Here is a 23,105-nt window from a genome sequence, read left to right as displayed (position 1 = left end):
CGAGGTGAAGGAGGCGCCGATGGTGCGTGAGGCGGTGAGCCGGTGGAAGCTGTGCTGCCGGCAGCCTTTGGCAGCAACCGGCGGCTGGAGCGGATCTGGACCCAGGCGGACTGGGTGCGGATCGAGGCGCCGTTGCAGCCGATGTACGAAGCGTTGGTCGGACACCCTGCCTGCCCGCTGCTGGTCCAGCCGAAGGCGCTGCTACTTCAACAGTGGTACCGCCTGTCGGACCATTGATCCTCCCCGGTTTCGCGGACCTGGAGGCAGCTCCCTTTCCGTTCGGCCTGTTCGGGCGGGATGTAGCCGAGGGCCGAGTGGCTGCGCTGCCGGTGGTAGTAGCCTTATGCAGGCCAACAGGTCGCGTCGGGCCTCTTCCCGGGTCGCCCATCGTCGTTGATGGACGAGTTCCACCTTCAGGGTGTGGAAGAAGCTCTCCATGGATCGGCTGCCGCCGATCCATCCGTTCTCCGAGGAAGACCAGGCTAGGAGGCCTGGGAGGCGGCGCGTTGTCATAGCAACAGCCGGTTCAGCTCATGAACGGCTTGGCTTTCATGCCGGCGAGCTGCTTGCGGTAAGCCTTAGCAGCATACTGGCTGCCACGATCCGAATAGCAGACGAGACCGGTGGTTGGCCTCTGCCACTGGTCGGCCGTCATGAGGGTGGCCGCTGTCAGCTCGGTGCGCATGTGATCGCGCATGGACCATCAGCGGTCGGCAAGACCGCTGATCCATGTCCGCAGGAACCGCGGCCAGTAGGCCGCGACGGGCCTGCCACCTTACGGGTAGCAAGATAGAGCACGGCAGCCAGGTAGAGCCATCCTTCCAATCGGCAGGTACGTGATGTCGGTGAGCTAGATCCTGTTGGCGCCGACGCCGAGAACGCCTGCTTCAGGAGGTTGGACGCAACCGTCAGGTCGTGACGGCTGTTCGGTCGTTCACGGCCGGAATCGGCACCCCGCGAGCGCCCGGATGCCATGGCGCCGCATCAGACGTTCCACGCGGCCACGACTGGCCGAGCAACCTCCGGCCCGTAGGGCCGCGCGCACGCGAGGTGCACCCTACCGCCCATGATGACCACATAGATCCGGCGTATATCCTCCAGAGTTGATGGTTCGTGGCCGACCGGGCGCTTTCGGGACGCGACCACCACCCGTGATAGCCGCTCTTGGATACTTCGAGCACGCGGCACCTGCGGCGCACCGACCAAGTGCAGCCATGCCGCTCGATGAAGGCGAGCTCCCTTTCTGCATCTCCAAAGAAGATGCCGATGGCTTTCTTTAGGACACAGCGCTCCATCCGCGTCCGATCGAGCTCACGACGGAGCCTGGCGATCTCGGCCACCTGGTCGGCTGGCGGCGCAATGGGATCGGTCGACAAGGATGCCAATGATGTGGCTGGCCTTCGCATCCTGTGTCCCCCCGGGCATAACCGCGGATGCTCGAACCACAGCAGCGCCTGGCCGTGGAGGCACGAACCGGAAAGCCGTGGTCGGCCCCAGGGAGTGACGGCATGGCCGGCGAGGGCATGGGGTCAGGGCGGGATACACGGGGTTGAGCAGCGGGCCGGATGGTGCCAGGGCTGGCGGCGTGGCGGCGGATCGGGAGAGTGGCGGCCCATGTGCAATCTCTACTCGCTCACCAAGGGTCAGGACGCGATCCGGGCGTTCACCCGGGCGATGCGGGACACGACCGGCAACCTGCCCCTCCTGCCGGCGATCTTCCCGGACCGGCTGGCCCCGGTGGTGCACCGGGCCCAGGACGGGACGCGCGAGCTCGCCATGATGCGCTGGGGTTTCCCGCCGCCGCCGAACCTGGGCGGGCGGCCGGTGACCAACATCCGCAACCTCGCCAGCCCCTACTGGCGCGGCTGGCTGAAGCCCGGCTGGCGCTGCCTGGTGCCGGCCAGCTCGTTCTGCGAGTACACCGACAGCCAGCCCAAGGTGCCGCACTGGTTCGCGCTCGACCCGTCCCGGCCGCTGTTCGCGTTCGCGGGGCTGTGGCGCCCCTGGTCCGGGACGCGCGGCACCAAGGCGGAGCCGGCCGAGGGTGAGCACCGGCTGTTCGCCTTCCTCACCTGCCCGGCCAACGACGTGGTGCGGCCGATCCATGCGAAGGCCATGCCGGTGCTGCTGACCACCCAGGAAGAGTGCGACACCTGGCTGGAAGGTACCACCGAGGACGCGCTCGCCCTGCAGCGGCCCCTGCCCGACACGGCCTTGCAGGTCGTGGCGACCGGCCAGCGGGAAGACGGGCTGCGGGAGGATGGGCCGGAGCCGTCCTTGCCTTTCTGAGGTCGGTTCGTTCCGGGGCGGCATGGCTGTCGGCCGCCTGGGCAGCAGGTTGGCCAGTCGCTGACGGGCTTGGCGGTGGACGGGTAGTGACGGTGCAGGAACACCCGGCACATCGCCCGAAGCGGCGAGGCCTGACGGTCCTCGGCGGTGAATTCGAGCCACATCGGGAGGCGGCTCCGGAGATGGCATGGCCCTCTTGTCGGGATGTCGCTCCCCAGCTCAGTGCGCTGCATTTCCGGCTTCAATCGGGACTTTCGCGGCTCCGCGAACCACCGCCGCCGCGACTGCGTCTCGTACAGCCCGAGTTCCGCCGCCGCACGGACGATCGGCAACCCGCTCGTCAGGGCCTATCGACGACCTCGCCGGAAAGAGGCGCTTCTTCTCCGATATCGGGCACTCCTTCCACGCCCAGAAGCCGATCGCGAGCGTCCACAGACCGAGGCAGGATGAACTTGCCTGAATCACAGCATGCCGAGACTGGCACGTTCGCGAAGCTCAGCCCGGGTGCGAAAGGGCATCGCCCGATACGTACAGAAAGCTCGTGGGATTGCTGAGCCCGACGAACTGCAATTAGGTCCTGTGCATCACCCAGGAGGCAGCCGGCTGGCAGCACCATGCAGGAACAGGGACGTGGCGCGCCTTCTGTCAGGATCGTGCTCTGGAACATCGCTTGGCGGCGCCGCCCGTCGCCGGCGGGGCGGGTGATCGCGGACATCATCGAGCAGCACCATCCCGACATCGTCTGCCTGACCGAGGCGCACTCGGACTTCCTGCCCGACGGGCATCTGATCCATGCTAGGGCCGACTACGGCTATCCGCTGAAGGAGGGGCGGCGGAAGGTGCTGCTCTGGAACAGGCAGCCATGGACCGGCAGCGACGATCTGGGCGACGAGCGGCTTCCTCCTGGCCGCTTCGTCGCGGGCACGACGGAGACGCCGCTCGGCTCGCTACGCTTGATCGGGGTGTGCGTGCCCTGGTCCGCGGCGCATGTCGCCACCGGACGGAAGGACCGGCGTCCGTGGGAGGATCATCTCGCCTATCTCGATGGCCTCTCCGGCATCCTCGCACGCCATGACTATGCCGGACGCACTATCGTGCTGGGCGACGTCAACCAGTTCATCCCACGCAAGCAGGCACCCCTGTGCGTGTTCCATGCCCTGATGGATGCCATCCCGCCGTTCCTGCGGCTGGCGACGGAGGGCACCATTCCAAAGCTCGGCCAGCCGTCGGTCGATCACCTCTGGCACACGGCGGATCTGCGGGCCGTGCGGGTACGTGCACTGCCTGGGCATGATCCCGACGGGCGGCCCCTGAGCGACCATGTCGGCCTCTTCATCGAGATCCGGCGGGCCCATGACGGGTGCACCGCTGCAAGATGATCGGCTGAACCGAACGGCCGGCGCGTGACCCGGACGTGGTGCAGTGGCGCCTGCCAGGCCTCGATCGTTGCCCTGGCAGGTCGACCGGCCAGGGCAACGCCCATGGCCCGTCGACCCCAGCGACCATGCAGTTCCTGGAGGAAGGGATGGCGACGAAGCCAGCCCTCCCCCTCAGCCCGCGAAGCGGGCCTCGGGTACGCCGCGCACGCCCAGGTCGTGGATCGCGAACAGGGAGCCGCGCGGGGTCGGGTCGTCCGGGAAGCGCGGCAAAGGCGGCTTGGCCATCGAGGTGACGTAGAGGATGTCGAGGTTCGGGCCGCCGAACATGGCGCTGGTGACCTTCTTGACCGGCATGTCGATCACCCGGTCGAGCGTGCCGTCCGGCGCATAGCGGGCGAGCTTGCCGGCATAGACGATGGCACTCCAGACGCAGCCCTCGGCATCCACCGTGGCACCGTCGAAGGCGCCGCCTTCCCACTGCATCCTGGCAAACGTGCGCTTGTTGGCGATGGCGCCGGTGGCGGTGTCGTAGTCGTAGGCGGAGATCTCGCCGGACCAGGTGTCGGTGAAGTAGAAGGTCTTGCCGTCCGGGCTCCAGCACGGGCCGTTGCTGACGATGATGCCGTCTTCCAGCTTGGTCACCGACAGGTCCGGGTCCAGGCGGTAGAGGGCGCCGTTCGGGCCTTCCTCCATCGTGTCCATGGAGCCCGCGACGAAGCGGCCCTGGCGGTCGACCTTGCCGTCATTGATCCGGTTGTTCGGCTTGCCCGGCTCCGGGTCGTGGATCAGCTCGACCTCGCCGGACTGGAAGTCGAGGCTGTGCCAGCCGCGCTGCAGCGAGACGATGGCGCCACCGTTCTTGCGCAGGGCCATCGAGCCGATCTTCTGCGGCACGTCCCAGGCACGCACCTCGCGGCCGTCCTCGGTGCAGCGGAACACCCGGCCGTCGAAGCTGTCGATCCAGTAGAGGCGCTGCTCGTCCACGTCCCACAAGGGGCCTTCGCCGAGCGTGGTCTTGACGTCGACCAGGACCTCGATGCGCATTGCTTGTTCTCCTTCTGCCATGGCCGGGCTCGGCCCGCGGCTGTTCTTTTCTGTCATCCCCCGGCGTGACCGGGGGATCAACGGCCGGTCGTCGGCATCGGCGCCAGCTTGGCCAGCAGGCTTCAGGCCCTGCCGGCCGAGATGGGCCACTCCCCGCCTGTGGATCCCCCGATCAAGCCGGGGGATGACATGAGGGGGAGCCAGGAGCCGGCGTCGTCACCCCTTGAAGCGCGGCTCCGGCAGGCCGCGCACGCCCAGGCCGTGGACGGCGAACAGGCCGCCCGCCTCGCGCTCCTGGCGGCGCCTGCCCCCGAACGGGCGGGCCATGGAGGTCACGTAGAGGATGTCGAGGTCGGCACCGCCGAACATCACGCTGGTGATGCTGTCCACCGGCATGCCGACCAGCCGGTCGATCGTGCCGTCCGGGGCGAAGCGGACTAGGCGGCCGCCATAGACCTCGGCACTCCAGACATAGCCTTCCTCGTCCACGGTGGCGCCGTCGGGGTAGCCGCGTAGATGGCCCTCGAAGTCAGCGAAGATCCGCCGGCTGAGCAGGTCGCCGGTGGCAGTGTCGTAGGCATAGGCCCAGATCTTCCGGGTCCAGCTGTCGGCGAAGTAGAAGATGCTGCCGTCCGGGCTCCAGCACGGGCCGTTGCTGACGATGATGTCGCTTTCCAGCTTCGTCACCTTCAGGTCGGGATCGAGGCGGTAGAGGCCGGCCAGCGGCTCGCGCTCCTCATAGTCCATGCCGCCGGCGACGAAGCGGCCCTGGCGGTCGACCTTGCCGTCGTTCATGCGAGTGCGGCGGATGCCGGCCTCGGGATCGGCGATGGGCTGGACCTCGCCGGAGGCCAGGTCGAGGAAATGGAAGCCGTTGCGCAGGGAGACCACGGCACCGCCGCCCTCGCGCAGGCACATCGAGCCGATATGCTCGGGCACCTGCCAGCTCCGCCGGTCCTGGCCGCGTGCGTCGGCGCGGTGAACGGCCTTGCCGTGGCTGTCGATCCAGTAGAGGCGCTGCTCCTGGACATCCCAGAGCGGGCCCTCGCCCAGCTCGTCGCGCGTGTCGGTCAGGAGTTCGATGCGCAGCATGGCAGCAGGCTTCCCGTTCGTTCAGAGGCTCTCGACATTGCCGTCCACGCCCAGGGACTGGCCGGAGATGTTGCGGCCCAAGGGCGAGATCAGGAACAGGGCCATGGCGGCCACGTCGTTCGGGCTCACCATGCGCCGGAGTGAGACGCGGGCGAGATAGGTCGCCTCCATCTCCTCATACGGCACGCCCACCTGCTTGGCGCGGGCATCGATCACCCCGGTCATGCGCGGCCCGGCCACGATGCCGGGCAGGATGGCGTTCACCGTGATGTTGGCCGGCCCCAGCTCCTTGGCGAGGCTCTGGGTCAGGCCGATCACGCCCCACTTGGCGGCGGCATAGGGGGTGCGGAAGGCATAGCCGAACCGGCCGGCGGCCGAGCTCATGTTGATCATGACCCCGCCGCCGGCGGACTTGAGCATGGGCACGGCGCGCCTAGCGCACAGGAACTGGCCGGTCAGGTCGACATCGATGCAGCGGCGCCAGTCGGCCAGCGACAATTCCTCGATCGCCCCGGTGGGCCCAGCGATCCCGGCATTGTTCACCAGCACGTCCAGGCCGCCCAGCTGGGCCTGCACCTCCTCGAACAGCCGGTCGACCGCCGCCTCGTCGGCGACGTCGGCCTGGAAGGTCAGGACGTCCGGCTGCGCCTGCTTCAGGGCAGCCAAAGCCGCCGCGTCGACATCGCTGGCCAGCACCCGGGCCCCGGCGGCGACCAGCTCGTCGACGATCGCCCGGCCGATCCCGGCAGCGCCGGCGGTGACCAGGACCCGCTGCCCCGTTGCCAGAAGTTCCGCCATGGCCATGAGCTCCGTTGTCAGGGATTGCGGTCGCGCAGGGCCAGCACGGCGGCCAGCACCACGACGCCCAGGATGATGTCGCGCACCGCACTCGGCAGGGTGGTGCCCGCCAGGAGGGTGGCGAGGGCCGTGAGCAGCAGCACGCCGCCCAGCATGCCCAGGTAATGGCCGCGCCCGCCGGTGATCAGCGTGCCGCCCACCACCACCGCCGCGATCGAGGGCAGCAGGTACTCGTCGCCCATGCCGAGGCTGGCCTGGCCGGAGAAGCCGGACAGGAGGATGCCGACCAAGGCCGCGCAGAAGCCGGACAGGGCATAGGTGCCGATCAGCGTGCCGCCGACGCCCACGCCGGACAGGCGGGCCACCAGCGGGCTGTTGCCCACCGCATAGACGCGCCGGCCGAACGGCGTGCGGCCGAGCAGCAGGAGGGCGGCTGCCACGAACAGCAGGAGGAGCCAGATCACCGGGGTGACGCCAAGGAAGCTGCCGGTCATCAGCCAGCGCTGGGTGGGCGAGGCGAAGCCCGCGGGCGTGCCGTCGCTGTAGACCAGGGCGGCGCCTTGGAGGATGCCGTTCATCGCGATGGTCATCACGATCGGCGGCAGGCCCAGGAACACGATGCCGGCGCCGTTGGCGATACCCAGTGCCGTGCCTAGCAGCAGGCCGAACGGGATCACCCAGAGCGCTGCCGAGTCCGAGCCGCTGATCAGGTCGGCGGTGACGATGCCGATCAGGCCGATCAGCCACGGCAGGGACAGGTCCAGCCCGCCCGTCAGGATCGCCGTGCCCTGGCCGAGCGCCAGGATCGCCAGGAAGGAGGAGAGCACCAGCAGCGAGTTGAAATAGGCGGGGTTGGTGAGCGTGTTGCCGTAGATCAGGTGGGTCGCGACCAGCACGATCGCGAAGCCCACATAGGCCGGGACCAGGTAGCGCAGGGTCGCGCGGTGCCGTTCCAGCCAGGAGGCCCGCTCCGTCTCGCCGGCCTTGGCGGCCGGGACCGACAGCGTCGGCGAGAAGCGCTGGCCCGGATGGTTGCTGGCGAGCGTTCCGGCACGGCGCGCCCGCAGATTGCTGACCATGAGGCGCAGATAGCCGGCCACCGGGGAGTTGCGGTGGAACGAGCCGGCCAGCACCGCCAGGATCAGGATCGCGCCCTCGACCACCGAGCTGTAATAGGCCGAGACGTTCAGCACGAGCAGGATGTTGACGACGATCATCAGGATGTAGGCGCCGATCAGGGAGCCTACCGCACCGCCGCGCCCGCCCCCCAGCATGGTGCCGCCCAGCACCACGGCGGTGAACACCTGGAGCAGCATCGGCCGGCCGATCAGCGGGTCGGCCGAGCCGGTCTGCGCCGAGATGAAGGCGCCAGCGGCCCCGTAGAACAGGCCTGCCAGGGTGTAGGTCCAGAACTTCACCATCCGGGTGGCGATACCCGCGGCGCGCGCCGCCTCCTCGTCGCTGCCGACCGCGTAGATGCCGGTGCCGAAGCGCGAGTTGCGCACCAGGAACCAGACCAGCAGGGCAACCAGCAGGACCACGATCGGGGCCGGCAGGAGGTCGGTGATCACGTCGCCGGTAAGCGCCATGGAGAACTCGGGTGCGACCATCCCGCCCGGCTTGTCCATGATCAGGAGCGTGATGCCCTGGACGATGAACATGGACGACAGGGTGACCACGATCGGCTGGAGGCGGACGAAGGCCACGAAGAAGCCGTTGAAGGCGCCCACCGCGCCGCCGATCAGCAGCGCCACCACGCCCATGGCGAGCTGCGAGCCCGCACTCTCGCCCATGGAGGTGGCGAGCACCACGTTGACCAGCGAGATCACCGCACCGGCGGAGAGATCAAAGCCGCCGCTCAGGATCACGAAGGTCTGGCCCATCGCGGCCAGCGCCAGGGTGGCGCCGCCGGACGACATGAAGCTCAGCTCGAAATAGCTGAACGGTCCGGGCGAGATCCAGTCGACCACCAGGAACAGGGCGACGAACACCAGGAACGCCACCAGGAGGCCGCGGCTGCGCGCGAGCGTGCGGCCGAGGCCGACCCGCCGGCGGTTGGGTGCGCGCTCGCCTACCGTCAGGGTCGTGCTCATGCCGCCATCCCGGGCTGACGCTGCTCGCCCAGGGCGTAGCGCATGATGGCTTCCTCCTCGATCGCTTCGCCGGAAAGCTCGGCGACCGTCCGGCCGCCATACATGACCTGCACCCGGTCACACAGGTTCACGATCTCGGCGAGCTCGGTGGAATGGAACAGCACTGCCCCCCCGGCATCGGCGAACGCGCGCATCATCAGGTAGAGCTGGTGCTTGGTGCCGATGTCGACGCCGCGGGTCGGGTCGAACATCAGGAGCGTGCGGCTGCCGGCGAGCAGCCACTTGCCGATCGCGATCTTCTGCTGGTTCCCGCCGGAAAAGGCGCCGGCCGGCGTGTAGAGCGCGCGCTGCGCCACCTCTACCTGCCGGAACACCTTGGCGACCGCCTCGGTCTCGGCGGCCTCGTCGATCAGGCCGTGGCGGGTGAAGCGGTCGATCACCGGCAAGGACACGTTGCGCCGGCCGTCCAGCTTCAGGAACAGCCCTTCGGTCTTGCGGTCCTCCGGCACCAGGCTGATGCCGATATTGGCGGCGATCGCGTCCTTGGGTGAGGCCAGGGTCACCTCGCGCCCGTCCACCAGGATCTGGCCGCCGGTGAGCGGCGCCATGCCGAAGCAGGCGAGGAACAGTTGCTGCTGGCCCATGCCCTGCAGGGCGGCGATCCCCAGGATCTCGCCCGGCCAGAGCGAGAAGCTGCCATCCTCCAGCCGTCCGGCCGTGGCGGCCCGGCGCGCCTCCAGGACCGGCGGTGTCGCCGGGCGCGGGCGGGGCTTCGGCCGGGGCGGGAAGGTCGCGGCCAGGGAGCGGCCGATGATCATGCGCACGACCTCGTCGTCGCTCACCTGGTCCACCGGTGCGGTGCCGACCTCCTTGCCGTTGCGCAGCACGGTCAGCCGGTCGCAGAAGAGCCGCACCTCCGGCATCCGGTGGGAGATGAACACCACGGTCACGCCGTCGCTGGTCACCGTGCGGATCAGCTCGCCCAGCCAGTCGATGTCCCGGCCGGACAGGCTGGAGGTGGGCTCGTCCAGCAGCAGGATGCGCGGCTTGCGGAACACTGCGCGGGCGATCTCGATCTTCTGCCGGACCGGTAGCTCCAGCTCGCGGATCTCGGCGTGCGGGTCGATGTCGGAAAGGCCCAGGGAGTCCAGGTGTGCCGCCACCAGCCGCTCGCCCTCGCGCCGGCGGAGCTGGCCCAAGAAGCCGGTCGGCGCGTTGGGCATCAGCATGTTGTCGGTGACGGTCAGGTCGCGGACCAGGGTCATTTCCTGGTAGGCGGTCTGCACGCCCAGGCGCTGGGCATCCTGCGGCCGCGCCAGGCGCACGGGCTGACCGAACAGTTCCAGGCCGCCCTCGTCCGGCTGGATGAAGCCCGAGAGCATCTTCACCGTGGTCGACTTGCCGGCCCCGTTCTCGCCCAGGAGGGCATGGACCTCGCCCGCGGCCACCGTGAACGACATGCCGGCCAGCGCCACGGTGGCGCCATAAGCCTTGGTGGCGTTCACGACCTTGAGGGCGTCAGCAGCGACAGCCATGCCGAGTTCCGAGCCTGGTGAAGGAAGAGGGCGAGAGGACGAGACGGCGGCAGGGGCGGACCATGCGGCTCGCCCCTCGAACCATCGATAAGCGGGTTTACTCTTCGGGCTGGCCCACCAGGGCCGCCTGCAGGCCGACCTCGGGCGTGTCGGGCGAGTAGATCGAGGCGAACCAGCCGGGATTGGTGATGATCGACGGCTTGAACACGTTGCAGCCCTCGGACATCTCCTTCCAGGTGCCCTCCTCGCAGAGCTTCATCTCCTCGCTGGTGTAGAGCGGGAGCGGCAGGGTGGTGAGCTTGGGGATCTCCTGGCCTTCCAGCTTCTGCACCGCGAGCTTGAGCGCCAGGGCACCGGAATAGGGCGGCGAGGCATAGGAGATGCGCCGGGCGCCCATGGGCGCGTAGGCGCCGTTGGCACCCTCGACCTCGGTGCCGACCGGCAGGGCCTGGATGCGGCCGCCGTTCGCGCCCTCGCCGGCGCAGGGCAGGAGATCCTCCGGCTTGATGCCCGCCTCGATCTGCATCGCGTTCGCGGTGAAGCAGCCGACCTGCATCCACAGCCCGTCGATGTCGGCCCATTTGTGGGTCGCGAGGATCTTGGACAGCTCGGTGCGCGCGTTGGCCTGGCTCCACATGCCGGGCGCCTCGGCGACGATCTCGATCTCCGGGTGCTCGGCGAACACCTTCTTGGCGGCCTCGGTGCGCAGCGTGTCGACCGAGGTGCCGGGCACGCCGGTGATCGCGACGATCTTGCCCTTCCCGCCGAGTTCCTTGGCCAGCCACTCGGCGGTCTTACGCCCGGCCTCTTCCTGGTCGATCGTGACGTTGTGGGCGCAGGGCTCGGTGATCTCGGCGTCATAGGCGATGATGGTGACGCCGCGGCCGCAGGCGGCCCGGACCACCTGGTTCAGCGCGGTGGGCGAGATCGGGTAGACGACGATCGCGTCGGCGCCCGCCTGCACCATCGAGTTGATCTGCTGGATCTGGCGCTGGGCGTTGGGCCCGGCCACCTGGACCTGCAGGTCGACCTTGTCGCGCATGGACGGATGGGCGGCCATCGCCTTGATCATGTTGGCGGCCTCGGCCTGCCAGTCATTGCCGATATAGCTCATCGACAGGAAGATCTTGTGCTTCTCGGCTGCGGCCGCGTCGCCGGCCATCCCGCCGGCACCGACCACGCATCCGGCCGCCAGCAGCGACGCGAACAGCTTGCGCAGATTCCTCATTCCTTCCGCCTCCCCCTCCGGGCGGGCATATCCACCCACCGGTATTGTCCGTTGGCTGATCTTTGATCATAGATCACGGGATACGGCAACCGCGCTCGCGACCCATCCCGCGCTGCGGCGCCCAATGAACCGGGGAGGAATGATGACGCTCGTAGAGGCAGGCCGGCTGCCCGCGCGCCCGGTCGGCCGGGACAGCATGCAGGAGCGGGTTTATCGGCAGCTGGTCCAGATGATCCTGGACGGCGAGCTGGAGCCTGGCCGGACCATGACCATCGGCGGCATCGCCGAGGCGTTCGGGGTCAGCGCCATGCCGGTTCGCGAGGCGCTGCACCGGCTGAGCGCCGCCAAGGCGCTGACCGTGGTGACCGGCCGCTCGGTTGGCATCCCGCCGCTCACGGTCGCAAGGCTCACCGACCTTTGCCGGGTCCGTGTGGAGGTCGAGGGCATCGCGGCGGAATGGGCGGCGGCGAATGTCGATGCCACGACGCTCGGCCGGCTCGACGGGCTGATCCAGCGCATGTCGACGGCCGCCGGCACGGCGGATCATCGCGATTTCCTGCCGCTCAACCGCAGCTTCCACTTCGCCGTCTACGAGGCCGCCGGCTCCGAATCGCTGCTGGCGCTGATCGAGAGCCTGTGGCTGCAGATCGGCCCCTATCTCAGCCTGCTGCGCGGCTCCGGCAACTGGCGGACCGCGAACCGGCAGCATCAGGCGATGCGCGACGCGCTGGCCCGCCGGGACGGCAGGGCCGCGCGGGCGGCCCTGCGCGCCGACATCGAGGAAGCGGCGGCACTCCTGGAGCGGCTGCTGGGCTGACGGCGCGGTCAGCCCAGCCGGAACAGGACGGTCGCGAGCGGCGGCAGCACGAGCTGGACGGAAACGTCCTTGCCGTGCGCCGGCACCTCCTCGGTGGCCACGCTGTCGCCATTGCCGACATTGCTGCCGCCATAGCCCAGCGCGTCGGTGTTCAGGATCTCCTGCCACGTCCCGGCCTTCGGCACGCCGATCCGGTAGCCGTAGCGGGGCACCGGCGTCATGTTGCTGACTGCGAGGATGACCGAGCTGCCGTCCGGAGCGGTGCGCAGCATGGCGAACACCGAGTTGGCGGCGTCCTCGACCACCGCCCAGGCGAACGCGTTGGGATCGAAGTCGGTCGCGTGCAGGGCAGGCTCGTCCTGGTAGATCCGGTTCAGGTCGCGCACCAGGCGCTGCATCCCGGCATGGCGCGGATCGTCCAGCAGCTCCCAGCTCACCTGTGCGTCGTGATTCCACTCGGTGACCTGGGCGATCTCGCAGCCCATGAACAGGAGCTTCTTGCCGGGATGGGCCCACATATAGCCCAGATAGGCACGCAGGTTGGCGAAGCGCTGCCACTCGTCGCCCGGCATCTTGCGCAGGAGCGAGCCCTTGCCGTGCACCACCTCGTCATGGGACAGCGGCAGCACGAAGCGCTCGGTATAGGCATAGACCATGCCGAAGGTGAACGCGCCGTGGTTGTAGCTGCGGTAGACCGGATCCTGCTCCATGTAGTGGAGCGTGTCGTGCATCCAGCCCATGTTCCATTTGTAGGTGAAGCCCAGCCCGCCTTCCTCGACGGGCTTGGTCACGCCCGGCCAGGCGGTCGATTCCTCGGCCAGCGTCACCACACCCGGGCAGCGCTGCGGCACGATGCTGTTCAGGTGCTTGAAGAACTCGACCGCCTCCAGGTTCTCCCGGCCGCCATAGCGGTTCGGGATCCACTCCCCGGCCTTGCGGCTGTAGTCGCGGTACAGCATGGAGGCGACCGCATCGACGCGCAGCGCGTCGACATGGAAGCGCTCCAGCCAGTCCAGGGCACTGGCGATCAGGAAGCCCTTCACCTCGTTGCGACCGAGATTGTAGATCAGCGTGTTCCAGTCCTGGTGGAACCCTTCGCGCGGATCCTGGTGCTCGTAGAGTGCGGTGCCGTCGAACTGGGCCAGGCCGAACACGTCGGTCGGGAAGTGCGCCGGCACCCAGTCCAGGATCACCCCGATATTCGCCGCGTGGCAGCGGTCGACGAAGCTGGCGAAGTCCTCCGGCGTACCGTAGCGGCCGGTGGGCGCGAACAGGCCCAGCGGCTGGTAGCCCCAGGAGCCACCGAACGGGTGCTCCATGATCGGCAGCAGCTCGATATGGGTGAAGCCCATCTCGGCCACGTAGGGGATCAGCCGCTCGGACAGCTCCGACCAGTCCAGGCTGCGGTTGCCATCCTCGGTATCGCGCATCCAGGAGCCGGCATGGATCTCGTAGATCGAGATCGGTGCGCTGCCGCCCTGCCGTTCCGCCCGCTGCGCCAGCCAGCCCTCGTCCGTCCAGCGGAACGGCTCGCTGCGGGCCACGATCGAGGCCGTGCCGGGTGCCGCCTCGGCGGCACGCGCCACCGGGTCGGCCTTTTGCGGCAGGGGTTGGCCCGATGGGCCCAGCAGCTCGTACTTGTAGCGGTCGCCCGGCCCCAGCCGCGGGATGAACAGCTCCCAGACCCCGGCCTCCTGGCGCCGGCGCATCGGATGGCGCCGCCCGTCCCAGGCATTGAAGTCGCCCACCACCGAGACGCGCGTGGCATTCGGCGCCCAGACGGCGAAGCGCACGCCCGGCACGCCGTGGCAGGTCATGGCCGTGGCACCCAGCACGTGGCTCAGCCGGTAATGGGTGCCCTGGGCGATCAGGTGCAGGTCGAGCTCGCCCAGCAGCAGGCCGAAGCTGTAGGGGTCCTCGGTCTCCTGGATCGCTTCCGGCCAGTGGATCCGGAAGCGATAGGCGGCAAACCGCTCGACATGGCCGGCGAACAGGCCCGCCGGGTGGACCGACTCCAGGAAGGCCAGCCGCTCGCCGGTCTCCCGCGACAGGAGCTCGACTGCGGAAGCGCCCGGCAGGAAGGCGCGCACGATGCCGCCCTCGCCATGCGCATGCGGCCCAAGGATCGCGAATGGGTCGCCGTGTCGGCCATCCACCAGCGACTGCACCTCGGCCGGATCGATGCCGGCCAGAAGGGATTCCTGCGCCGCCATCATGCCACCTCGCCGGTGCCGCTGGCGGTGAGGCGGTCGGCGATGGTGGCCAGCCCGCGTAACGGGATGCCCAGCCATCTCGGCCGGTTGGCCGCTTCGTACTGCACTTCGTAGGCTGCCTTTTCCAGGAGGAACAGGTCGAGCAGCGGGTCGCGCCGCTCGGGCGAGAAGCCGAGCTGGGGTGCCGCGTCGATCGCCTCGACATAGCCGGCGAGGAAGGCCTGCTCGGCGCCATGGCGGAACTGGTCGACCAGCCGGTGCCGCGCTTCCTGCATCTGCGGCGTGGCCGCCTCCTCTTCCGGCGGCGCCGCCGACACCGCCGCATAGTCGAGCGAGCGGAGCAGGCCGGCCACGTCACGCAGCGGGCTGGTGATGGCGCGACGCTCCGCCAGCTCCCGGGCGGGCTCGCCCTCGAAGTCGATGATGTACGCATCGCCATGCGCCACCAGGACCTGGCCCAGGTGGAAGTCGCCATGGATGCGGGTCATCAGCGTGCCCTTGCCCGCCTCGGCCAGGCGGTCGACCGCCGCCAGCAACGGCTCGCGCATGGTGAGCAGCCGGTCGGCGAGTGTCACCAGCTCGGGCTCCAGATCGGCACGCGCGCGCTCCAGGATCGTGAACGCGGTGGCGAGCTGGGCCGAGGCACGCGAGCGCCATTCGTCCAGTGCCGCAGCGTCGGCCGGCATCGGGGCGAAGGACGGGTCGTCGCTGGGCCGGGCCAGCACCGCATGGAGCTCGCCCAGGCGCCGGCCGACGATGCCCACGAAATTGTCCAGCGTGGTGAACGCCTCCTCGTCGTCGCCATGCCCGTCCGCCGCCATCAGGGCATGCTCGTCGATCGTGCGCTTCAGGTTGTCCAGCAGCCAGTTCCAGGCATCGCCCTGGTTGCGGATGGCGCCCTGGATGATCGCCAGCGTGTGCGGCGTGCCGTCCTCGCCCACCCGCAGCACCTCGCCCAGCAGCGGCGAGGAGTTGGCATAACCGGCGGCCGTGAGATGACGGGTCATCTCGGCCTCGGGATGGATGCCCGCGTGGATGCGGCGCACCAGCTTGATCATGGCGAAGTCGCCGATGATCAGCGAGCTGTTGGACTGCTCGGCGGACAGCCAGCGGATCGGCGCGTCCTCGCCGAGCTCGCTGCAGTCGAGGCCGGGTGCACCCACGAAGTCGATGCGGCCCTCGGGCGTACTGATCTGGGTGCCGTCGCACAGGGCGCGCAGGAGCCCGTGCGCCCAGCGGTCGATCGCGAAGCCGTCGGTGAGGAAGCCCACCCGCCGGCCGCGGCGCACCCTTGCGAGTGCCAGTTGCTGCGGCAGCGGGTTCGTCGCCCCGCCGTCCCAGGCGACGCCGAGCGGCAGGAAGTAGCGCTCCGCACGGTCCCCGAGCGTCGCCTCGATCTCGCCCAGCACCACGTCCTCGGCGAACGGCATGGCGACCGACCAGGCGACCCGGGCGGCGGTCAGCCGCTCGTTCTTGGCGGCGAACCAGCGGCGCAGCGGCAGATAGGTCGGCAGGATGTCCTTCGCGATGGCGCCGGCGGTGCGCGGCTCCATGATCTCGCCCAGCGAGTGGCGGAGCACGATCGTCTCGAACTCGGGCAACTGCTCGGGCGGGGTCATCCGCCATTTCGGGCTGTCCGCCTCCGGCATGAGCTGGAAGCCGAAGAAGCCATAGGGCGGCAGGGTCAGCAGATAGGTGAGCTGGCCGATCGGCGGGAAGGCGGTGGGGCCGGTCAGCTCGAGCGGGACGTAGCCGGCGAACGCCGACAGGTCGAGTTCCACCGCCTGGGGTGCGCGCGACAGGTTGGCAACGCATAGGATGGTGTCGCCGTCCAGCTCGCGCAGATAGGCCAGGACCTTGCGGTTGGCCGGGTAGAGCAGCCGGAAGCTGCCGCGGCCCATGGAGGGGTGGCTGCGGCGCAGGGTGAGGGCGCGGCGCATCCAGTTCAGCAGGGAATGCTGGTCGCGGCTCTGCGCCTCGACGTTCACCGTCTCATAGCCATAGAGCGGGTCCATGATGGGCGGCAGGACCAGCCCGGCGGGGTCGGCGCGGGAGAAGCCGCCGTTGCGGTCGGGCGACCACTGCATCGGCGTGCGCACCCCGTCCCGGTCGCCGAGATAGATGTTGTCGCCCATGCCGATCTCGTCGCCGTAATAGACGACCGGCGTGCCCGGCATCGACAGGAGCAGAGCGTTCATCAGCTCGATGCGCCGGCGGTCGCGCTGCATGAGCGGGGCCAGCCTTCGGCGGATGCCGAGATTGATGCGCGCACGCTTGTCGGCGGCATAGGTGTTCCAGAGATAATCCCGCTCCTCGTCGGTCACCATCTCGAGCGTCAGCTCGTCATGGTTGCGCAGGAAGATCGCCCACTGGCAGTTGCTCGGGATCTCCGGGGTCTGGCGTAGGATGTCGGTGATCGGGAAGCGGTCCTCCTTGGCGATCGCCATGTACATCCTGGGCATCAGCGGGAAGTGGAATGCCATGTGGCATTCGTCGCCGTCGCCGAAATATTGCTGGGTGTCCTCTGGCCACTGGTTGGCCTCGGCCAGCAGCATCCGGTCGGGATATTCCTTGTCCAGCGCAGCGCGGATCTTCTTCAGGACCACATGGGTCTCGGGCAGGTTCTCGTTGTTGGTCCCTTCCCGCTCGACCAGGTAGGGGATCGCGTCCAGGCGCAGCCCGTCGATCCCCATGTCCAGCCAGTAGCGCATCACGCTCAGGACCTCTTCGAGCACCTGCGGGTTGTCGAAGTTCAGGTCCGGCTGGTGCGAATAGAAGCGGTGCCAGAAATAGGCGCCGGCCACCGGGTCCCAGGTCCAGTTCGACTTCTCGGTGTCGATGAAGATGATCCGGGTCTCGGGATATTTCTGGTCGGAGTCCGACCACACGTAGAAGTCGCGCTCGGGCGAGCCCGGCGGGGCGCGGCGGGCGCGCTGGAACCAGGGGTGCTCGTCGGAGGTGTGGTTGATCACCAGCTCGGTGATCACCCGCAGGCCGCGGGCATGGGCCTCCCTCACGAAGGTCTTGAACTCGTCGAGCGTGCCGTAGTCGGGGCTGACGTCGCGATAGTCGGCGATGTCGTAGCCGTCGTCGCGCCTGGGCGACGGGTAGAACGGCAGGAGCCAGATCGTGTTGACACCCAGCGAGGCGATATAGTCCAGCTTCTGCAGCAGCCCCGCGAAGTCGCCGATCCCGTCATTGTTGGAATCGAAGAACGACTTCACGTGGAGCTGGTAGATGATCGCGTCCTTGTACCACAGCGGGTCGCCGCGCATGCCGGCCGCAATGTCCGAGGTCGCCTCGGAGACCGGCGCGGCTTCCTGCTCCAGGATGGACGTTTCGTTCTTCTCAAGCATCGTTCTTCAGCCCCTTGCCGCCACGCGCCAGATCGAGAAGGGCAGTTCGCCCGGGTCGCAGCGGACCCGCTGGTGCTTGCCGGTCCAGGTGAATGTCCCTCCGCGCATCAGGTCCTCCACCTCCAGCGTGCCGTGGTCGGGCAGCCCGAACTTCCATAGCGGCAGCTCGACATCGGCCTCCTGGGCGTGGTGCGGGTCCAGCCCGACCGCGATCAGCAGGACGTTCTCCCGGCCGGGCGTGGCCTTCTCGTAGAACAGGACCTGGTCGTTCCAGGCCTGGAGGAAGCTGACGCCCAGATGGCTGTGCAGGGCGGGATTGGTCCGGCGGATCCGGTTGAGCTGGCGGATCTCGGCGATGATGTTGCCCGGCCGGTCCCAGTCCCAGGCGCGGATCTCGTACTTCTCGCTATCCGCGTATTCCTTCTTCTTGGCATCCGGCCGGCCCTCGCACAGCTCGAAGCCGTTATACATGCCCCAAAGCCCGGACAGCGTGGTCGCCAGTGCCGCCCGGATCAGATAGGCCGAGCGCGGCGCGTCCTGGAGGAAGTCCGGGTTGATGTCCGGCGTGTTCACGAAGAAATGCGGCCGGAAGAAGTCCTTGGGTGCCGTCTGGGTGAGCTCGGTCAGGTATTCGGTGAGCTCCCACTTGGTGTTGCGCCAGGTGAAGTAGGTGTAGGATTGCGAGTAGCCGATCTTGGCCAGGCGATACATCACCTTGGGCCGGGTGAAGGCCTCTGCCAGGAACACCACGTCCGGATGGTCGCGACGTACGTCCGCGATCAGCCATTCCCAGAACGGGAACGGCTTGGTGTGCGGGTTGTCGATCCGGAACAGCTTCACCCCCTGCTCCACCCAGAGCAGGATCATGTCGCGTAGTTCCACCCAGAGCGACGGCGTGGCACCCTTGGCGTAGAAGTCGACGTTGACGATGTCCTCGTACTTCTTGGGCGGGTTCTCCGCGTACTTGATCGATCCGTCCGGCCGCCAGTCGAACCAGTCCGGATGGTGCTTCAGCCAGGGATGGTCGGGCGAGGCCTGGATCGCGATGTCGAGCGCCACCTCCATGCCATGCTCGGCCGCGGCCGCGACCAGCCGACGGAAGTCCTCGAACGTGCCGAGTTCCGGATGGATCGCGTCGTGGCCGCCCTCTTCCGCACCGATCGCGTACGGGCTGCCCGGATCGTCCGGCCCGGCCGTCAGGCTGTTGTTCTTGCCCTTGCGATGGGTGCGGCCGATCGGGTGGATCGGCGGCATGTAGAGCACATCGAAGCCCAGATCCCGGATCCAGGGCAGGCGGCGGATCACGTCGTCGAACGTGCCGTGGCGGTTGGGATCGCCGCTCTGCGAGCGCGGGAACAGTTCGTACCAGCTCGCGAACTCCGCGCCGGTACGCTCGGAATCCACGGCATAGCTGCGCGAGCGCAGCCGGAACTGCCGGCGGTCGGCCCGGGTCATCACGTCCGCCGCCTCGGCGCCCATCAGGATGGCCAGGCGGCTGTCATAGTCCGCGCGCACCAGCCGCTCGGCCAGCGCCCGGACCTGCCCCGCGACCTCGCCTTCCGCCCCGTCCAGCGCCGCCTCCACCAGGAGCCGGCCTTCCTCCAGCTCCAGGGTCACGTCCAGCCCGGCGGCGTGCTTCTTTTCCAGCTCGTAGCGGAAGATGGCGAACGGATCGCGCCACGCTTCCACCGCGAACTCGTAGCGGCCGACCCGCTCCAGCGGGAAGCTGGCCGTCCACCGGTCGTTCACGACCAGCTTCATGCGTACTTCCTGCCATTCCGCCTGGTCGAGCGGCCGCCACAGGAGCGCGGCCTGGAGCACGTCGTGGCCGTCGCCGAAGATGTCGGCCTCCACCTCCACGGCCCGCCCGACGATGCGCTTGACCGGGAAGGCGCCGTCGTCCACCGCCGGCGTGACCTTCTCGATGATCAGGCGCGGCGATGCGACCGCGGCCTCCACGTCCGGCACGCTCACGACGCCGCGGATCATGTCGCTGGCCCGGCCGGTCAGGACCCGCGCCTCGCCCGGCTCCAGCAGGATGCTCTCGCCGGGCGACAGCTCCAGCCCCGCCTCGTCCGCCCGGAATGGGAAGAACCTGGCCCCGGCATCGGTGGCGATGATGTCGGCATCCGCGGGCGTCGTCCGGGCCAGATCGGCATTGGCCAGCACCAGCCAGGCCCGCCCGGCGCGGCGGGCATCGGCGGCATCGGTGCGCAGGATCGCGGTGAACGGTGCGGTGTCGTCGCGGGTCAAGAGCAGCGGGTGGCCGCGCAGCGCCGCCCCGGCCTCGGCTGCCAGCCGGTTGGCCGCCCGCACTTCCGCCACCAGGTCCAGATTGCCCTGCTCGCGCAGGCCGGCAAGGCCCCGCCCGTCACCGCCCGCCGGATCCAGCCGCACCCGGCTGCCGAACTCGAAGCCCATCGGCACCAGCAGCCCGTCGCCCAAGGCGGCGGCCAGCCGCAGGGCCCGCACGGCGCGGCGCTGCAGCACGAGGTCGGGCTCCACCTCGTGGGTCACCCGCTTGTCGAACGGGGCTTCGGGGAAGCCGATGTCGTCGCCGATCGCCCGGTGCAGCTCGTGCTCGTCCACCAGCCAGCTGTCGCGCAGGTTCCACCAGCACAAGGACGAGAAGGCACCGTCGAAGCCGACGGGCTTCAGCACGCGGCGTGCGCCAAACGTGGTCCCGGGCGTCCAGGCGAGAAAACGCGTGTCCTGCCCGGCAGCGCGGCCGGCCTCGACCAGCAAGCGCAGGCCCGCCTCGGGCACCCGGTCCCAATGGAGGCAGCGAAAGCCGGCAATGCCTGCCTGGACGAGGCGACCCAGCCGCTCGGCCAGCATGCCGAGAAAGGGATGCTGCTGCGGATCGTCGTTGAAGAACAGGAGCAGGCCTTCGCGCTCCGCCGGGTCACGGCGCGGGTCGAGCACGTCGACCCCGGCATTGGCCAAGCCGGAATCGATGGCGAACCGGCTGTCGCGCGCCACCCGGTCCACGACCATATCGACCATCAGCCGCAGGCCGCGCTGGCGCGCCTCGTCGACGAGCCTCGCCAGCGCCTCGTCCGCATTTCCGCCGCCCAGGGCCGGATGGAGCTGGTCCATGTCCTTGGGCAGGAACACGCTCTGGCCGTGCCCGGGCAGGAAGGGCGGTGCGGTCAGCACCGTGTCGAAGCCCAGCTCCGCCGCGTGATCGAGCAGCTCGTTCCAGCGCTCGAGCGGCCCGGCCACCAGCGGGTGGACATAATAGATCCGCGGCGAGCCTGTCGCCTGCGCGGACGACGTGACCGGGGCATCGAGAAGAAGATCGTCTGCTGCTGACACGATAGTGTCCCGTCGCTGTTCGGTCCGATCCATCGGTGGCGCCATGATGACCGGTCGCCACCGTGAAGCGAACGGCCTGCCCTGCGGTTTCCACACGGATCAACAGTAACGGGACGCTTTTGTTCCGGGCAGAGGGGTCAGGCGGTCAATCCGTCCGGCGGCAGCCGGCCGATCTCGACCGCATGCTGGGCTTCGTGGAGCTGCTGATAGATCCCGCCAGCCCCCACCAGCTCGGCATGCCGCCCCTGTTCCGCGATGCCGTTCTCGGTCATCACCACGATCCGGTCGGCGTTGCGGATGGTGGACAGGCGGTGCGCGATCACGAGCGTGGTCCGCCCCAGCGACAATTCGTGCAGGGAGCGCTGGATTGCCTGCTCGGTCGCGGTGTCGAGCGCCGAGGTCGCCTCGTCCAGGATCAGGATCGGCGGGTCCTTCAGGAAGATCCGGGCGATCGCCAGGCGCTGCTTCTGCCCGCCGGACAGCTTCACGCCGCGCTCGCCCACCACCGTGTCCAGCCCGTCCGGCAGTGCGGCAATCAGCCCTTCCAGCCGTGCCCGGCGCACGGCAACCAGGATCTCCGCCTCGCTCGCGTCCAGCCGACCATAGGCGATGTTCTCGCGGATGGTGCCGGCGAACAGGAACACGTCCTGCTGCACGATGCCGATCTGCCGGCGCAGCGATTCCAGGGTCAGGTCGCGAATGTCGAAGCCGTCGATCGTGATCCGCCCGGCATCCACGTCGTAGAAGCGCGGCACCAGCGAGCAGAGCGTGGTCTTGCCGGCACCCGACGGCCCCACGAACGCGACGGTCTCCCCGGCCCCGATCGCGAGCGAAATGTCGCGGAGCACCGGCCGCTCCTGCCCGTAGCCGAAGGTAACGTGCTCGAAGCGGATCTCGCCGGCCAGCGGCGGCGTCGGCACGGCGTCCGGCCGGTCGGCGATGTCCGGCTCCGTGGCCAGCAGCTCCGAGTAGCGGCGAAAGCCCGCGATCCCCTTGGGATAGGTCTCGATCACCGCGGTGATCTTGTCGAGCGGGCGGTAGAACACGCCGATCAGCAGCAGGAAGCCGACGAAGCCGCCGACCGACAGCCCGCCGGTCACCACGAAATAGGTCCCCGCCAGCATCACCACGAGTTGCACCAGGCGCATGCCCAGATAGTTGATGGTCATGCTGGCCGACATGATCCTGTAGGCCTCGAGCTTGGTCAGGCGGTAGAGCGCGTTGTCCTTCGCGAACAGCCGGCGCTCGTGCTCCTCGTTGGCAAACGCTTGGACCACCCGCATGCCGCCGATATTCTCCTCGATCCGGGCGTTGAAGGCACCGACCCGGCCGAACTGTGCGCGCCAGTTGCGGGTCATCCGCCCGCCGTAATGGGCGGTCACGAACACGGCGAGCGGGATGATCAGGGCGGTCAGCAGCGCCAGGGGCGGATGGACCCAGACCATCAGCAGGAAGGCGCCGATGAAGGTCATGATCGCGATGAACAGGTCTTCGGGCCCGTGATGGGCGACCTCGCCGATCTCCTCCAGGTCCTTGGTCACGCGCGCCACCAGGTGCCCGGTCTTCTGGTTGTCGTAGAAGCGGAACGACAGCTTCTGCAGATGGTCGAAGGCCCGCCTGCGCATCTCGGTCTCGATGTTGATCCCGAGCACGTGGCCCCAGTAGTTCACCACCGCCATCAGCCCGGTGTTGAGCAGGTAGACCAGCAGGAGGCCGGCGGCGGCCAGGAGGATCGGCAGCCATTGCTGGCCGGGCAGCAGCACGTCGACATAGAGCTTCACCGCGATCGGGAAGGCCAATTCCAGGAGGCCGGACAGCACCGCGCAGCCGAAGTCGAGCATGAACAGCCGCCGGTGCGGACGGTAATAGGCGAAGAATTCTCGAAGCATGGTTCCTCAGGCGCGCGGGATGCCGCCACGGTGATCCGATATAGCCCGCGGAGC

14 protein-coding genes and 1 pseudogene are annotated in these 23,105 nt (G+C 68.7%); 4 read left to right on the top strand and 11 right to left on the bottom strand.

Translation table 11 applies throughout. The annotated features are described in order from the left end of the window. Positions 1–42 precede the first annotated feature (42 nt). Positions 43–237 carry a transposase gene (locus HLA95_RS03050; RefSeq protein ID WP_191058879.1) on the top strand — a complete coding sequence of 65 codons (195 nt, stop codon included), beginning with the start codon at positions 43–45 and terminating at the stop codon, positions 235–237. A gap of 38 nt (positions 238–275) precedes the next feature. Here the strand turns inward: HLA95_RS03050 and HLA95_RS03045 are convergent. Next, positions 276–1,400: pseudogene (locus tag HLA95_RS03045) on the bottom strand (IS3 family transposase); the annotation flags it as partial. A gap of 214 nt (positions 1,401–1,614) precedes the next feature. Between HLA95_RS03045 and HLA95_RS03040 the strand changes: the two are divergent. After that, on the top strand, positions 1,615–2,289 hold the full coding sequence (locus HLA95_RS03040) for an SOS response-associated peptidase (protein WP_191058878.1): 675 nt from the start codon (positions 1,615–1,617) through the stop codon (positions 2,287–2,289). A gap of 653 nt (positions 2,290–2,942) precedes the next feature. Then, positions 2,943–3,668 carry an endonuclease/exonuclease/phosphatase family protein gene (locus HLA95_RS03035; protein WP_191058877.1) on the top strand — a complete coding sequence of 242 codons (726 nt, stop codon included), beginning with the start codon at positions 2,943–2,945 and terminating at the stop codon, positions 3,666–3,668. Between the two features lie 171 nt (positions 3,669–3,839). Here the strand turns inward: HLA95_RS03035 and HLA95_RS03030 are convergent, their stop codons facing one another. The 6 genes from HLA95_RS03030 to HLA95_RS03005 form a co-directional block, all read right to left on the bottom strand. After that, positions 3,840–4,712, bottom strand: coding sequence for an SMP-30/gluconolactonase/LRE family protein (locus tag HLA95_RS03030; RefSeq protein WP_191058876.1), 873 nt, complete (start codon positions 4,710–4,712; stop codon positions 3,840–3,842). A 216-nt stretch (positions 4,713–4,928) separates the two neighbouring features. After that, positions 4,929–5,801 carry an SMP-30/gluconolactonase/LRE family protein gene (locus tag HLA95_RS03025; protein WP_191058881.1) on the bottom strand — a complete coding sequence of 291 codons (873 nt, stop codon included), beginning with the start codon at positions 5,799–5,801 and terminating at the stop codon, positions 4,929–4,931. A 24-nt stretch (positions 5,802–5,825) separates the two neighbouring features. Further along, positions 5,826–6,608 carry an SDR family oxidoreductase gene (locus HLA95_RS03020; RefSeq protein WP_191058875.1) on the bottom strand — a complete coding sequence of 261 codons (783 nt, stop codon included), beginning with the start codon at positions 6,606–6,608 and terminating at the stop codon, positions 5,826–5,828. Positions 6,609–6,619: 11 nt separating this feature from the next. Next, complete coding sequence (locus HLA95_RS03015; RefSeq protein ID WP_191058874.1) at positions 6,620–8,695, bottom strand: ABC transporter permease; 2,076 nt, start codon at positions 8,693–8,695, stop codon at positions 6,620–6,622. Next, positions 8,692–10,230 (bottom strand): sugar ABC transporter ATP-binding protein, encoded by a 1,539-nt coding sequence (locus HLA95_RS03010; protein ID WP_222182358.1) that lies wholly within the window; start codon positions 10,228–10,230, stop codon positions 8,692–8,694. The genes HLA95_RS03015 and HLA95_RS03010 overlap by 4 nt, the downstream gene beginning before the upstream one ends. 97 nt (positions 10,231–10,327) lie before the next feature. Next, positions 10,328–11,392 (bottom strand): sugar ABC transporter substrate-binding protein, encoded by a 1,065-nt coding sequence (locus HLA95_RS03005; protein WP_322100098.1) that lies wholly within the window; start codon positions 11,390–11,392, stop codon positions 10,328–10,330. Positions 11,393–11,600: 208 nt separating this feature from the next. On the opposite strand from HLA95_RS03005, the gene HLA95_RS03000 reads away from it, so the two are divergent. Next, on the top strand, positions 11,601–12,275 hold the full coding sequence (locus HLA95_RS03000) for a GntR family transcriptional regulator (protein ID WP_222182356.1): 675 nt from the start codon (positions 11,601–11,603) through the stop codon (positions 12,273–12,275). A gap of 8 nt (positions 12,276–12,283) precedes the next feature. Here the strand turns inward: HLA95_RS03000 and glgB are convergent, their stop codons facing one another. From glgB to HLA95_RS02980, 4 genes are all read right to left on the bottom strand, one after another. Then, on the bottom strand, positions 12,284–14,491 hold the full coding sequence (gene glgB, locus HLA95_RS02995) for a 1,4-alpha-glucan branching protein GlgB (protein WP_322100091.1): 2,208 nt from the start codon (positions 14,489–14,491) through the stop codon (positions 12,284–12,286). Next, positions 14,488–17,763 (bottom strand): maltose alpha-D-glucosyltransferase, encoded by a 3,276-nt coding sequence (gene treS, locus HLA95_RS02990; RefSeq protein WP_191060339.1) that lies wholly within the window; start codon positions 17,761–17,763, stop codon positions 14,488–14,490. Before treS ends, glgB begins: the two co-directional genes overlap by 4 nt. A gap of 87 nt (positions 17,764–17,850) precedes the next feature. Next, positions 17,851–21,069 (bottom strand): maltotransferase domain-containing protein, encoded by a 3,219-nt coding sequence (locus HLA95_RS02985; RefSeq protein WP_322100097.1) that lies wholly within the window; start codon positions 21,067–21,069, stop codon positions 17,851–17,853. Positions 21,070–21,299: 230 nt separating this feature from the next. Then, complete coding sequence (locus tag HLA95_RS02980) at positions 21,300–23,051, bottom strand: ABC transporter ATP-binding protein (RefSeq protein WP_191061437.1); 1,752 nt, start codon at positions 23,049–23,051, stop codon at positions 21,300–21,302. Positions 23,052–23,105: the final 54 nt, after the last annotated feature.

The organism is Geminicoccus harenae, assembly GCF_019800005.1.
Lineage (GTDB): Bacteria > Pseudomonadota > Alphaproteobacteria > Geminicoccales > Geminicoccaceae > Geminicoccus > Geminicoccus harenae.
This window is presented reverse-complemented; position numbering and strand designations above follow the sequence as displayed.